General features: G+C 59.0%; 13 protein-coding genes. 8 read left to right on the forward strand and 5 right to left on the reverse strand.

Annotated features, from left to right (window positions below):
- Positions 1-2 precede the first annotated feature (2 nt).
- The gene (locus tag ACQY1L_RS07385; protein WP_062458089.1) at positions 3-896 is read right to left on the reverse strand and encodes a LysR family transcriptional regulator; all 894 of its coding nucleotides are present in this window, start codon (positions 894-896) and stop codon (positions 3-5) included.
- Between the two features lie 214 nt (positions 897-1,110).
- Between ACQY1L_RS07385 and ACQY1L_RS07390 the strand changes: the two genes are divergently transcribed.
- On the forward strand, positions 1,111-1,320 hold the full coding sequence (locus ACQY1L_RS07390; protein ID WP_113112243.1) for a hypothetical protein: 210 nt from the start codon (positions 1,111-1,113) through the stop codon (positions 1,318-1,320).
- A gap of 219 nt (positions 1,321-1,539) precedes the next feature.
- On the forward strand, positions 1,540-2,568 hold the full coding sequence (locus ACQY1L_RS07395) for a GlxA family transcriptional regulator (protein ID WP_062458093.1): 1,029 nt from the start codon (positions 1,540-1,542) through the stop codon (positions 2,566-2,568).
- Between the two features lie 71 nt (positions 2,569-2,639).
- Here ACQY1L_RS07395 and ACQY1L_RS07400 read toward each other — a convergent pair whose 3' ends face one another.
- Both ACQY1L_RS07400 and ACQY1L_RS07405 read right to left on the reverse strand, forming a co-directional pair.
- Positions 2,640-3,488: a response regulator gene (locus tag ACQY1L_RS07400; protein WP_430243598.1), complete on the reverse strand. Its 849-nt coding sequence runs from the start codon at positions 3,486-3,488 to the stop codon at positions 2,640-2,642.
- Between the two features lie 173 nt (positions 3,489-3,661).
- Complete coding sequence (locus tag ACQY1L_RS07405) at positions 3,662-6,250, reverse strand: mechanosensitive ion channel domain-containing protein (RefSeq protein WP_430243600.1); 2,589 nt, start codon at positions 6,248-6,250, stop codon at positions 3,662-3,664.
- A gap of 157 nt (positions 6,251-6,407) precedes the next feature.
- On the opposite strand from ACQY1L_RS07405, the gene ACQY1L_RS07410 reads away from it, so the two are divergent.
- Positions 6,408-6,659 (forward strand): GlsB/YeaQ/YmgE family stress response membrane protein, encoded by a 252-nt coding sequence (locus ACQY1L_RS07410; RefSeq protein WP_062457205.1) that lies wholly within the window; start codon positions 6,408-6,410, stop codon positions 6,657-6,659.
- Positions 6,660-6,681: 22 nt separating this feature from the next.
- Here the strand turns inward: ACQY1L_RS07410 and ACQY1L_RS07415 are convergent, their stop codons facing one another.
- Together ACQY1L_RS07415 and ACQY1L_RS07420 are read right to left on the reverse strand one after the other, a co-directional pair.
- Complete coding sequence (locus tag ACQY1L_RS07415; protein WP_062457209.1) at positions 6,682-7,239, reverse strand: DUF924 family protein; 558 nt, start codon at positions 7,237-7,239, stop codon at positions 6,682-6,684.
- Positions 7,239-7,736, reverse strand: a complete 498-nt coding sequence (locus ACQY1L_RS07420) for a heme-degrading domain-containing protein (RefSeq protein WP_430243603.1) — start codon at positions 7,734-7,736, stop codon at positions 7,239-7,241. Before ACQY1L_RS07420 ends, ACQY1L_RS07415 begins: the two co-directional genes overlap by 1 nt.
- A gap of 202 nt (positions 7,737-7,938) precedes the next feature.
- Between ACQY1L_RS07420 and ACQY1L_RS07425 the strand changes: the two genes are divergently transcribed.
- The 5 genes from ACQY1L_RS07425 (at position 7,939) to ACQY1L_RS07445 (ending at position 13,874) form a co-directional block, all read left to right on the forward strand.
- A complete protein-coding gene (locus ACQY1L_RS07425) occupies positions 7,939-8,559 on the forward strand; it encodes a TerC family protein (protein WP_092662219.1) in 621 nt (206 codons plus the stop codon).
- Positions 8,560-8,877: 318 nt separating this feature from the next.
- Positions 8,878-9,312, forward strand: coding sequence for a hypothetical protein (locus ACQY1L_RS07430; protein ID WP_192086612.1), 435 nt, complete (start codon positions 8,878-8,880; stop codon positions 9,310-9,312).
- Between the two features lie 77 nt (positions 9,313-9,389).
- Positions 9,390-11,924, forward strand: a complete 2,535-nt coding sequence (gene secD / locus ACQY1L_RS07435; RefSeq protein ID WP_062457224.1) for a protein translocase subunit SecD — start codon at positions 9,390-9,392, stop codon at positions 11,922-11,924.
- A gap of 76 nt (positions 11,925-12,000) precedes the next feature.
- Positions 12,001-12,441, forward strand: a complete 441-nt coding sequence (locus ACQY1L_RS07440) for a YqaA family protein (protein WP_062457227.1) — start codon at positions 12,001-12,003, stop codon at positions 12,439-12,441.
- A 74-nt stretch (positions 12,442-12,515) separates the two neighbouring features.
- Positions 12,516-13,874: an APC family permease gene (locus tag ACQY1L_RS07445; protein ID WP_430243607.1), complete on the forward strand. Its 1,359-nt coding sequence runs from the start codon at positions 12,516-12,518 to the stop codon at positions 13,872-13,874.
- The last annotated feature ends 20 nt before the right edge of the window (positions 13,875-13,894 follow it).

A 13,894-nucleotide genomic window follows, 5' to 3' on the forward strand; every position in this document is an offset into this window, starting at 1 on the left:
GTTCAGGCCGCCGTTGCCAGCGCGCCGAACGCTTCCCTCATGCTTTCCGCGACAGCCTTGGCCGGGGCCGAGAGATGGGGCGCGGTTAGAAGCCGAATGTCGAAGCTGATGAGTTCGGGCAGCCCTTCCTTGGCGCCCAGAACCTGCATGTCGCTCGTGACATAGGAAAGCGGGAATGGTGCGATCGCAAGGTCGGACACGACTGCTGCGCGCTGCGCCATCGTATGAGAGCTCGCATAGGCGATACGATAGGAGCGCTTGTGGCGATCGAGCTGAGAGATCGCATCCTGCCGCCACACGCACCCATCCTCCCAGACGGAGATCGGTAGCGGATCACGCAAGTAGGCATTGCCGCATTTAGCACCGGCCCAGACGAGCCGTTCGGAATGGATCACTTCACCGGTGGTCGGGAACGGCCTTGTCGCACAGTTGATCAGGGTGAGATCCAGCCGCTGCTCATCCATCCGCCGGCGTAACTGCAGGCTCTGGTCGACGGTGACATCGACCATGATCCCCGGAAAGCTCTCTCCGAAATCCTTCAGGAGCTTTGGAAGTAACCGCTCGGCGATATCATCGGGAGCGCCCAGCCTCACGACGCCCGCGAGATCGGGCATGACGAACCGCGAGACCGCCTCGTTCGATAGAGCGAGCATCCGGCGCGCATAGGACAAAAGCATTTCGCCATTCTGCGTCAACGACACCGATCGCGCGTCCCGCAGGAACAGCGTCGTCTTCAACTGTTCTTCGAGCTTCTTGATCTGCATGGACACGGCCGACGGTGTTCGCAGAACCGCTTCTGCGGCAGTCGAAAAGTTGCCCGTCTCGGCAATGGCAACAAAGGTTCTGAGGATGTCGATATCGAGCAATGGAAGAGGCGGTCGAAACGGAACGGTCATCGTCATCACCATCAATTAAATTGAACCTAAGCACCATATCATTTCGTTTGATTGAAAGTCAAACAGGTCGCACCCTTGGAAACACAACACGCCATCTCAAAACAAAACGAATCTTGATGGGATGGATCATTTTAATTCTCTTTTTTGATGACTGACCGCAGTTCACTTTGAATCGGCGTCCAGTGCTCGAACGAGAGCCCCAAGGAGAAAATCGATGAGCATCATGACCTATCGTGAGAGTGTACAGCCACGAACATCGCAGTCGTCGTTTGCGACATACGTCGGGCTTGCCCTGAGCACCATTTCAAACCTGCGGGACGCATGGCGCCGCCGTCAAAATGAACAGGTCCTTGAGGGCCTGCCACCAGAAATCCGAAAGGATATCGGTTGGCCATCCACCGACAACGACCTCAAGCGCCATTGATGCCCAATACTCATGGCCTGCATGCGACACGCAGGCAGGTCTTGAGGCTGCGTCTTTTTTGATCGCCTGTTAACGAGATTATAGTGTGTGCGACCTTTGGACGTCGCAAATTTGACATTTCGCCGTCGTCAAATGTCCTTCTCCGTCACCGCCTTCCGTGTCAATGTCGCTTTTAAAGAAACGACCGGATCAACGGCGGCCAGCGAAGGGAACAGCGACATGGATATAACAAACCGTGGGCACGCGAAGAAACGCGCGCTCGTTTTCTTTCTTGTGCCGCATTTTACGATGCTGCCCTTTGCAGCCGCCGTCGAAACCCTGCGGATCGCAAACCGCATGCTTGGCTACGCCGCCTATACCTGGCGCCTCTGTTCCGTCGATGGCGAGAAGGTTTACTCGTCCAGTGGTATCGGTCTCGAAGTCAATTCCTCTCTTGCAGACGAACGCCGTCACCTGAGCGGTGAGCATCGCCCCAGCATGGTGCTGATGTGTTCCGGCATCTATGTGGAGGAGTTCAACAACAAATCTGTCAACGCCTGGCTGCGCGAGACCTATAACCGCGGCACGGCTGTCGGAAGCCTTTGCACCGGCGCGCATATTCTGGCGCAGGCGGGGCTCCTGAACGGCAAGCGCTGCGCGATCCATTGGGAGAACCTCCCGGGTTTTGCAGAAGCGTTTCCACAGGCGGAAGTCTATGCGGATCTCTACGAGGTCGACTCCAACCTCTATACCTGCGCTGGCGGCACCGCGTCACTCGACATGATGCTGAACCTGATCGGCCAGGATTTCGGCGACAATCTCGTCAACCGTGTCTGCGAACAGCAGCTGACAGATCGCGTCCGCAACCCGCATGACCGCCAGCGTCTTCCCTTGCGTGCCAGGCTCGGGGTCCAGAACTCCAAGGTTCTGCAGATCATAGAGCTGATGGAAAACAATCTGGCCGAGCCGCTGTCACTGGTCGAAATCGCCGACGATGTCGGCCTGTCCCGCCGCCAGATAGAGCGTCTGTTCCGGCAGGAAATGGGGCGATCCCCTGCCCGCTACTATCTCGAGATCCGCCTTGACCGCGCCCGGCATCTGCTGGTGCAGTCCTCGATGCCGGTCGTCGAGGTTGCGGTCGCCTGCGGGTTCGTGTCGGCGTCTCATTTTTCCAAGTGTTACCGCGAGGTCTACAACCGCTCACCCCAGCAGGAACGCGCAGAGCGCAAGCTTTCGCTCAACACCGCACGCACCGGGGTCGTGGTGTAAGTTTTTTAAAGAGCGGCACCCCATCGATATGAGGTGCTGCTCGCTTTGCACACTCAGCAGCTCACAAGAAATCAGGCAACGTTCCTGACGTCGGCTGCTGGAGCCTTCGAGCGAATCGTGCGGATCTGGATCAGCGTATCCAGGTTCTGGTTGACGCGGCAGTAGAACTCCTCGTCGATGAAGGGCCGCAACATGAAGTCATTGCCGCCGGCCTTCAAGAACCGGGCGGAAAGCAGCCGGTCCGACGACGAAGACACGCCGATCACGCGCAGTTCGTGGGAACCGCGAACCGAGCGGATGCGGCGCGTCAGTTCGAAACCATCGATATCGGGCATGTTGTAGTCGGTGACGACGAGACCGATATCGGGGTTCTTCTTCAGGATCTCGAGGGCCTTGGCGCCGTTCTCGGCGACACTGACCCTAAAGTTATAGCGCTTCAGACGACTCGACAGCAATGCGCGGGCGGTCATGCTATCATCGACGATCAGGACGTGATGGCGGTGGTTGGTCAGGAACCGGCAAACCGATTCCGCCAGCATGTCGACCGCAAAGACGTTGTCCTTCAGGATATAATCCACGATATCCTTGGCCAGAAGCCTATCGCGTGTTTCCTGCTGGAAGGTGCCGGTAAAGACGATGGTCGGGATCGACAGATCGATCAGGTATTCCAGCGCCTCTCCGTTTTCAGCACCCGGGAGGTTGATGTTGGAGATCGCAAGCGTGACAGGCTCGGTGGAGCGATCGTAAGCAAGCTGCAGATCTTCGAAGTTACGGCAGATCTCAATCTCGATGCCGAACAGTTCTTTCAGTCGGGTCCCGACCATCGACGTAAATACGTTAGAATCTTCCGCAAGCAATATGCGCGCATTCGCCAAAGATTCGCCGGAATATTGCATGCCGGAAATGCCGAGAAATGTCATGGTACCCTTTTAACCCCGATCCTTGCCCCATTTGTTTAACTCTATGCGAAGCAATTTTCAGAAGCGTTAATTAGGCAGTACTTTCACATCTTGAGCGCAGCGGTCATCGAGTTACCGCTGCCTAAAGTGAATGATGTATTATTCCGGTACCTTACCATTCTCGGCGTGTGGCTTTACGCGCCACCCGCCGTATCTCCCTCATCCGGCAGGACCGGCTTTCCGCGGTGGAAGACGATCTCCTGCTGCGGGAACGGAATCTCGATGCCCTCCGCGCGGAAGCGCTGCAGAATGGCGATCCTAAGGTTGTTACGGATGCGAAGACCATCGCCCATGTCAGCGAGATGGAAACGAAGCTCGAAATTCAGCGACGACGGCCCGAATGTCAGGAACTCGACGTGAGGTTCCGGATTCCGCAGCACTTCGGGGATCTGGTCGACGAGTTCCAGCAGAATGTCCATCACCCGTTGCGGGTCAGCGTTGTAGCTGACAGCGATCGGAATTTCCGAACGGCCGATCTTGTTGCGATGCGTCCAGTTGCCGACCGCGGCGTTGATCAGGTCGGAGTTCGGCACGATGATCGATTGTTTGCGGAAGGTCTCGATCTCGGTCGCACGTACAGAAATCCGCTTGACGATACCTTCGTTTGCACCCGTCACCACGTGGTCACCCACCTTGAACGGACGTTCCACCAGCAGAATCAGTCCCGAAACGAAGTTCGATACGATGTTCTGCAGACCGAAACCGATACCGACCGACAGTGCAGACGCGACAAGAGCAAAGCTTGAGAGGTCAATGCCCGCAGCCGACACGCCGACGATGACGGCAAGTCCGACGCCGAGATAGCCGATGCCCGTCTTCACCGAGTTTCGGACACCGAGATCCACCTGGCTTCGGGCAAGAACGTTGTTGTCGATCCACTTCTGAACCCAGTGGGTGACGACAAAGCCCAATCCGAACAGAAGGATGCCGCCGAAAATGCCGACGATCGAGATGGAGACGTTACCGATCCGAATTTCGGTGAAGAAATTGTAGATCCATGCCTCGATATCGGTGGTCTGGAAGCCCCAGGTCAGAAGGATGAGCGGGATGCCGAGAAACAGGGCGAACGCATAGATGCCGAGGCCGGCAACAAGCCCTGTCTGGTCGAGCGCGACCTCGCCAAAATTGCGGCGCTCCGCCAGCTGCCGACCGGCGCCGGTGTTCTTGAACGCACCCTGCTTGGAGATCGCCTTGCCCGACAGGAAGCCCAGATAGACCAGGACGACGACCGCGCCGGTCAGCACGATCTGTGTCGCGACAAAACGGGCAAGACCAATGTAGCCCGTCAGGACAGCAAGCAGAAGCAGCCCGCCCATGATCTTCAACAGACCGGAGAAAAACCGCGGCCAGGGATGGCCGGTACTGCCGCCACGATCCTCGCCCTCGGCAACGCGCGGCCGAACAAAGGAAATGGCGATCAGGATGAGACCAACGATGACAGCGGCGAACAGGCTCTTGACGATCGTCAGAACCAGCGGCGAGTTCAATGCCTCGCTGATCGCGCCGAGAAGGTAATCCAGTCCGTTGACCACCGCCATGACGAGCACGGCCAATGTCAGCAGCCGCGCGGCCTTGTCGGTGATGCGCACCAGTCGCCATGCCGGTTCTCCCGGCGCCATTACGCCATAGGTGAGCTTCCAGACAAACGAGACGAACCAGATGAAGCCGAACAGCGAAGCAATGATCGGCGCCACATCGGGTCTGAGGACATTGAACCCATCGAGGAAGAGATAGGAGGTCACCAGAAAGGCCGCGATCGAGACCGTCTGAATCACGGTCGACCAGAAGGCGACCGAAAGACGCTTGATGTAGGATGGATCTTCCTGACCGTTGCGACGAATGAAGCGGCCGAAAATGCGGTAGCCGCCCCAGAGGAATAGGGCCGCAGCACCGATGGACAGCGCGATGGCGCTCAGAAGCTGAAGCAGCTTGAAGCGGATGACAAAGCCGATCCAGCTGCCAAGCGTCGCGTTGAAGTTGTGCACTTCAGTTACGAAGGCATTGCCCGCCTCGATGAATAGATCGGCGTTCAATTCCGTATGACGAAACAGCGTCTGCGCGAACAGGGCACGGCGCAGGTTGGTGATCGTGTTCGCGAGATTTGTCGCGCTGTTGGCCAGGTTGTTGGCATCATCGACGATCAGGTTCAGCTCGGAACGCTCATTGACCAGCTTGCCGCGCTCCTCGGCGACGGCCGGCGCTTCCTGCGGCTGCCCTTCGGCCGGTGGTTCTCCGAGGCTCGTCAACCTGGACTGGATCTGCGTGACACGTGCCTTCAGCGTGTCAGACGCGCTGCGCATCTGTTCGACGATCTCTTCCGCCTGCAGGCGAAGCTCGGCCAGTCGGCCGTCGTCGGTCGTATCCTGCCTGACCTGATCGTTAAACGTGGTCAGCCGGCCGCGAAGGCTGTCCAATGTCTCCTTCATTTCATGATTGATCGAGTCGACCGTCACCATCGACTGTGGATTTTGCTGAGCAGATGCCTGCGGTTGCCCGGCCTGCCCGGGGGCTGCCTGGCCCGGCGCGGTCTGGGCTGGTGCTGCTTGGGTCGGCGCAGCCGGGGTTGGCGCAGCCGGGGTCGGTGCAGCCTGGGTTGACGTCGTACCGTTTTGCGGAGCCTGCGCATTGGCCGTGAACGCTGCTGCGGTCACAAGCAGGACGATCATGGATGCGCGGATCGTTCGCGTCATCAGTGACAAGGGATCGAAGGAGTTCACGCGCACCGGTCTCTACTCTTCTCAGGACAATCGGAATCGCAGGCACGAATAGAGGCACTTCAAGGCGAAGAAAAGGACGTCCTGCACAGCCTGAAAATTCCTTGGGAACTTTGGAACATTCTGCTGCGTTACCAATCGCAAATTCAAAACGTGAGGGTAAGACATGGAAGAAGCAGGCATCGGCTGGATCGCAGCCATCATCATCGGCGGCATTGCAGGCTGGCTGGCAGAACAGTTCATGAAGAGCAATATGGGCGTCTTCATGAACATCCTTCTCGGCATCGTCGGCGCGATCATCGCCAACGCCATTCTCGGCTTCTTTGGCGTTGTGCTGGGCGGCTGGATTGGCTACCTCATCGCCGGCTTTATCGGCGCCTGCATACTTATTGCAGTTGCGCGCGCCTTTAGACGCTAAGCGCTGATTAGATCAGGTCTGATCAAAAACCCGACCCCGGCAGAGCAAGATACTCGAGCTCTTCCGGGGTCGAATTGCGTCCGAGCAAAGCATTTCGATGCGGGAAGCGGCCGAACTGACGGATCACCTCCCGGTGCTTGACCGCGTAGTCGTGATATCGTTCGTCGCCGAGGAGAGCAAAAAGCTCGACTGCGCGATCCTGGTCTTCAAGCGCTTCCGAATGCTCGAAGGGCAGATACAGGAAGCACCGCTCATGAAGACCGGCGCCCGTATCGACACCTTCGTCAACTGCCAGCCTCGCCTCCCGCAACGCGATCCAATCTGTTGCGAACGCCAGCGGTGTGCCCCGATAGATATTGCGAGAAAACTGGTCGAGCACGATGATGGCCGCGAGATGCCCCTCGCGTGAACCTCGCCACGTATCCAGATCTCCATGCGCCAGAAACAGGTGAGTCGCCGCGAAATGCTTCGAGATTGCGACGTCCAGCGCAGGGTTCTTTTCGAACCATTTCTCCGGTCCCAGTTCGACGAACCAGAAATTCAGCACGTCTTCAGGGGGACGAACCGCTTCAGAACTCATCAAGCTTGCTCCAGTTGAACACCGTCGGACGCCTTGCCCATCATCACCAGCAGAGCCTCCACGACAAGCCTGTGATCGTCTCGCTGCGGGAGACCCGATACGGTGACTGCGCCGATACAGCCCGCCCCGTCCACCTTTATCGGAAAACTGCCGCCATGCGGTGCATAGTCGGCAATAGGAAGCGAGAACTTTGCCTCGAGTGTTGTCTCCTGCCTGGTCATTTTCAGACCCATTCCATAGCTCGACTGAAAGAAGCGCAGGACGACATTGCTCTTGCGCCGAACCCAGTCTTCGTTGTCAGGCATCGACCCCGGCAACGCCGTGTAAAAGAGTGGCATCGAGTGAAGCCGGATACCGATCGCGACTGGCAGCCCCTTCTCGATCGCCATGTCGCGCAGCAAACAACCGAGCTGCCAGGCTTCGTCTGGACCAAAGCGGTCGAAGATCAGGGCCGCTTCCTGCTCGGCGATCCTGGCGATATCCTGTTCAAGCGTCATGGTATTTCCCCGTTTGTAGCCTCATTGATGACGGTGGAATTGGGGAATGTAAATATCCTGCCCGCCAGCGCCGTTGCTGATCTTCCGGCAGACCATCCGTTCCACGGTTTGCGCAAAGACAATTGTAAATTGCTTGTGCGCAACCGCGAAGAAGCGGATAGAGGAAATTACCTCCAATCCTTCCCATTCAGGCCTCCCTATCATGGATCTATTTACCGCTGCTGGCTTGGCTGCCCTCGTCGAGGTCATTGCCATCAATCTCGTGCTGTCCGGCGACAACGCGATCGTTATCGGTCTTGCCGCTGCCGGCCTTCCGGCGGACATGCGCAAGAAGGCAATCCTGTTCGGCATCGCGGCCGCAACCGTGCTTCGTCTGATCTTTGCAGCGGTCACCTCATACCTTCTCGGCATCGTCGGGCTGCAGCTTGTCGGCGGCCTGTTGCTCGCCTGGGTGTGCTGGAAAATGTGGAGCGAACTGCGTGCCCACGATACGGCAGACGCCGACGCGCTCAACGCTGCGGCCGCCAACCAACCGCAAAAGACGTTTTTTCAAGCGGCAATGCAGATCGTCGTCGCTGATGTGTCCATGTCACTGGACAACGTCCTTGCCGTTGCCGGAGCTGCTCAGGAGCATTCCGCAGTCCTGATCATCGGTCTCGTCGTGTCGATTGCGATGATGGGTATCGCTGCCAATTTCGTGGCGAACCTGCTCAACCGCTACCGCTGGATCGCCTATCTCGGCCTCGCCGTGATCGTCTATGTCGCAATCACCATGATCTATCACGGCACGATCGAAGTCTTGCCGCTGATTCAGTCTGCCTAGTCGTTTCGGCTCGTTTTGAAACAGCGGTTTAAACGCTCATTATCATACAATCGAGATTGACCGTCGAATCAGAGCGCTGCCATTGAAGCAGGCCGGCTAGCAACGTTAGGTGGTCGCAGCCGGCAATAACCGGTCAGGGGCTCGCGGACCCCCAGCTCGAAAGTGCTGGTGAGCCCCGTCCAATCGTTGACTGAGGTCAAGCCCGGTTCGCGCCCGACGCGAGGCGGGTCAAACTTCGGTTATCCCCTGCCGTGATGCGATTGACCGTACCAGCACTCTCCTTTAGAAGCGGCATTCTTCCGAAGCAGGCTCTTCGGTGTGACGAATATTCCGGAGTTGGAACGGATGGCGGTGTTTCCGGCAGGAACACGAGAGACGGCCCGGTGCGCGCAGGACAAGCTCCCGTCGCAATGGGCAGTCTTTGTCGCGGCACTGCTGATCGCCTTCGTCGCTCTGGTTTCCGGCGGACTTCGCGATAGCCAGGCGATCCTGCGCATCGCGCATTCCAGCGAAAAGAGCTCGGAGACGCCACAAGCCAGCAAGCGCGATCCTATTCGCACGCTGGCGACTGCCGACCGCAGGGAGGCTGGTCCCAGCCAGTGGAGCGGCGCAGACGGCGCTTTGGCTTTCACCGCCTCGACACTGACGATTCCGGAATTTGCTCAGGCGATTGCATCCGCACTCACCGATGCCAACCCTATCGGCACGCATTGGCCGGCTCCGCTGCCGCGCGCACCGCCCGTCGTCTCCTGAGCGCGATAGTCGAACCTCACACGCATACGGGCCCTTGCTGCGAAACGCGCAACCGGGGCGAAGCAGGATCTTAAAACATGAGAAATTCACCCTGGCTGGTGGCGAGCTATATCCTCGTCATCGTGTTCGGCTTCCTGGTGGCGATGCCGAACATTTTGCCGCAATCGGTCCTCGACCGCGTGCCGTCCTTCCTGCCTCACAGCCGCGTATCGCTCGGTCTCGACCTTCGCGGCGGTTCGCATCTGGTGCTGGAAGTGGACCGCGCTGATCTCATCAACGAGCGTGTCCAGGGCCTGATCCAGGATGCACGCCGCGTTCTGCGCGAAAAGAACCTCGCAACATCGGCTATCCGTCGCTCGGGCGAGGCTGTGCTAGTTACGCTTCGCGATCCAGCGCAGCGCGATCAGGCCGTCACCGAGTTGCAGACGCTCGCGAACCCGATCGGGCTTGGCACGACGGTTGGTGGCAGCGACCTTTCCATCACCAGCCAGGGCGACAACACGATTTCCATCGCTCAGACGGATGCGGGGATCACCTCCCATATCAACGCTGCCGTTGAGCAAAGCCTTGAGATCATCCGCCAGCGCGTCGACCAGGTCGGCGTCGCCGAGCCGACGATCCAGCGTGTGGGTTCGGACCGCGTTCTCGTCCAGCTTCCAGGCGAACAGGACCCTTCGCGCCTGCGCCAGCTTCTCGGCTCGACCGCCAAGATGAGCTTCCACCTTCTCGGTGACCAGGGCCAGCCGGGCGTAACCATGATCGCAGACGAAAGCGGTCAGCAGTATCCGGTGCTCGACCGCGTCGAGCTCTCCGGTGACCGCCTGACCGATGCCCGCGCGGCGTTCGACCAGCAGAGCCGCCAGCCTATCGTCACCTTCCGTTTCGACAGCGCCGGTGCAGCCCGCTTTGCCCAGATCACGCAGGCAAACGTCGGTCGTCCATTTGCGATCGTGCTCGACAACAAGGTGCTGAGCGCCCCCGTCATCCAGACGCCGATCACCGGCGGTTCCGGTCAGATTTCGGGCAGCTTCACGCCTGAGGACGCGACCACCCTTTCGGCTCTCCTGCGCGCTGGCTCCCTGCCCGCCAAGCTCACCGTCATCGAAGAACGCACCGTCGGTGCCGACCTTGGTTCTGATGCGATCGAGATGGGCATCTTCACCGGGCTGATCGGCTTCGTCCTCGTCGTCTGCTTTATCTTCTTCCTCTACGGAAGCTGGGGCATTCTGGCCAACGCTGCGCTGCTCATCAACGTCGTCCTGACCTTTGCGGGCCTAACCTTGATCGGGTCGACGCTCACCCTCCCCGGCATCGCCGGCGTGGTGCTCGGCATCGGTCTTGCAGTCGATGCGAACGTACTGATCAACGAGCGCATCAAGGAAGAAACCCGCAAGGGCAAGAGCGCGTTTGCGGCAATCGACTCGGGCTTTGCCCGCGCCTACTCGACCATCGTCGACAGTAACGTCACGGCGCTGATCGCGACCGTCCTTCTGTTCTGGTTCGGCTCCGGTCCTGTCCGCGGCTTCGCGGTCACCATGGGCCTCGGCATCATGATCTCGATGTTTACCGCCGTGTCGGTCGTTCGCGTCGCGATGATCTACATTGCCGCTCAGCGCAAGCTGAAGAAGATCGAGATCAAGCCGCTTCTGCCGATCAACCTCGTTCCGGATGGTACGCGTATCCCCTTCATGAAGGGTCGCTTTATCGGTATCGGCGTGTCGGTTCTCCTGTCGATCGCCTCGCTCGTGCTGTTCGTAACGCCTGGCCTCAACTACGGCGTCGACTTCCGCGGCGGTATCCAGATGGAAGTCGTAACCGCCAACGAAGCGGATCTCGCGTCCTTCCGTTCGGGCCTCAACGAGCTCGGTCTCGGCGAAGTGGCACTGCAGGAATTCGGTGCCCACAACAGGCTCCTGGTCCGTGTCGAACGCCAGCCGGGCGGCGAGATTGCCCAGACGGAGGCTGTCGAGAAGCTCAAGGCCGAAGTCCTGAAGATCGACCAGACTGCCAAGGTCGAGCGTACTGAAGTCGTCGGTCCGAAGGTATCGGGCGAACTTGCAACGGCCGGCTTCCTGTCGGTCCTGCTCGCCTCGATTGCCATGATGATCTACATCTGGGTGCGGTTCGAATGGCCATTCGCCGTCGGTGCCATCGCGACCCTCGTGCTCGATGTGACAAAGACGATCGGCTTCTTCGCGATCACCGGTCTCGACTTCAACCTGACAGCGATTGCCGCGCTGCTGACGCTGGTCGGTTACTCTGTCAACGACAAGGTCGTGGTCTATGACCGCATGCGCGAGAACATGCGCCTCTACAAGAAGATGCCGTTGCGCGACGTGATCGACCTGTCGATCAACGAGACGCTGGCGCGAAGCCTCTACACCTCGGCGACAGCGTTCCTTTCGCTTCTGCCGATGGCGATCTGGGGTGGTAGCGCGGTTTCCAGCTTCGCGATCCCGATGGTGTTCGGCATTCTCGTCGCTGCCCTCTCGTCGGTGTTCATCGCGGCGCCGATCCTGCTGTTCCTTGGCGACTGGCGTACCCGCCACCAGGCTCAGAAGCCTGTTGCAGACGACACAGCCGTCGATTCCAAGCAGATCAGCAACGTCTGAGGCGTTTCACCATCCGAACAAAAGGGCGGGTCGTTTCCCGCCCTTTTTCATTTCCACGTTTTAAACCCGGTTTTCCATGGTCGATCTTGCCGCCTATGCGGGCCTGTTCTTTGCTGCATTCATCGCTGCCACGATCTTTCCGATGCAGTCGGAAGCGGTCCTTGTCGGCCTCATCCTGTCGGATCGCTATGCGCTTGCGGCCCTCGTCCTCACGGCCTCCGTCGGCAACACGCTCGGCTCGGTGGTCAACTGGCTGATGGGATTGGGCGTGGAGCGGTTCCGGGACCGACGCTGGTTCCCCGTCAAGCCTGACAAGCTTGAGAAGGCAAAGACCTGGTATCGCAAATACGGAAAGTGGTCGCTTCTCCTGAGCTGGCTACCGATCGGCGGCGATGCCATCACCGTGGTCGCGGGTGTTCTGAAAGAACCGCTGCCAACGTTCCTTGTTTTGGTCTTCATCGGCAAGACGCTTCGCTACGGCGTCGTCGCGGCTGTAACGCTCGGCGTGATCGGTTAAGCCATACCAAACATGGAACAATCGTGTGATGTTCCCATTAGTGTTGCCATGTAGGACCATGTTGGGAGGCAGTCATGGCAGAGGCGTTCGGCGCGAAAGAAGAAACACCTGAACTCAAGCGCGTGATGGGCCCCGGCCTGCTGCTGCTGTTCATCGTTGGCGATATTCTCGGAACGGGGATCTACGCGCTGACCGGACAAGTGGCCGCTGAAGTTGGAGGCGTTGTCTGGCTTCCATTCCTCATCGCTTTTCTTGTCGCCCTGCTCACCGCCTGCTCCTATCTCGAACTCGTCACCAAATATCCGCAGGCAGCTGGTGCCGCGCTCTACACCCATAAAGCCTTCGGCGTCCATTTCGTGACGTTCCTTGTCGCCTTCGCCGTGATGTCATCAGGCATCACGTCTGCGGCGACGGCATCGCGGGCGTTTGCCGCCAACTTCTCGACGTCGCTCGGGCTGGATCTCGGGGTCTGGGGCGTACCGCTGATCGCCGTCGGCTTCATTGCGCTGGTGGCGGCGGTCAATTTCCGCGGTGTCGGTGAAAGCGTAAAGCTCAACGTCGTGCTGACCGTTGTGGAACTGACCGGCCTTCTCATCATCATCGGCATCGGCCTCTGGGCGATTGCTGGTGGCGAGGGCGATGTGTCGCGTGCCTGGACGTTCGCCACACCGGAAGGCAGCGGAACTTTCTGGCCAGTCGTCGCCGCAACTGGTCTCGCTTTCTTCGCGATGGTCGGGTTCGAGGACTCGGTCAACATGGCCGAAGAGTGCAAGGAGCCAAGCCGTCTCTTCCCGAAAGTGCTGCTGACCGGTCTCGCGATCACCGGCGTGATCTACATTCTCGTGGCAATTTCAGCGATTACTCTGGTGCCGGCGAACGAACTGGGCGAAGGGGAGACACCGCTTCTGAAAGTCATCCAGGCCGGAGCGCCCGAGTTCCCGATCAGCATCTTTGCGATCATCACGATGTTTGCGGTCGCAAATTCGGCGCTGATCAACATGATGATGGCAAGCCGGCTGATTTACGGCATGGCCCGCGAAAATGTGCTGCCCGCCATGCTCGGCAAGGTGCACGCAACGCGCCGCACGCCGTATATCGCAATCGTTTTCACATCGCTTCTCGCCGTCTGTCTGATTCTCTTTGCCGGCGGCGTGCCCGCTCTTGGCGGGACGACTGCTCTTCTGTTGCTTTGCGTCTTTGCGATCGTCAATGTCGCCGTGCTGGTGCTGCGCAAGGACAAGGTAGATCACAAGCACTTCCGGACACCAACGATCTTGCCGGTTCTTGGTGTGATCTCCTGCGTGTTTCTTGCAGGCCCCTGGGCCGGTCGCGATCCGGTCCAGTATGCCATTGCTGCCGCCCTGCTTGGCCTCGGCGTCATACTGTGGATCGCCACCGTCCAGTTCATGAAAACATCCAGCAGGGCTGCCTGACCGGTACCAGAAGACCGGCG

This window comes from Neorhizobium sp. DAR64862/K0K3 (assembly GCF_050500185.1).
GTDB lineage: Bacteria > Pseudomonadota > Alphaproteobacteria > Rhizobiales > Rhizobiaceae > Neorhizobium > Neorhizobium soli.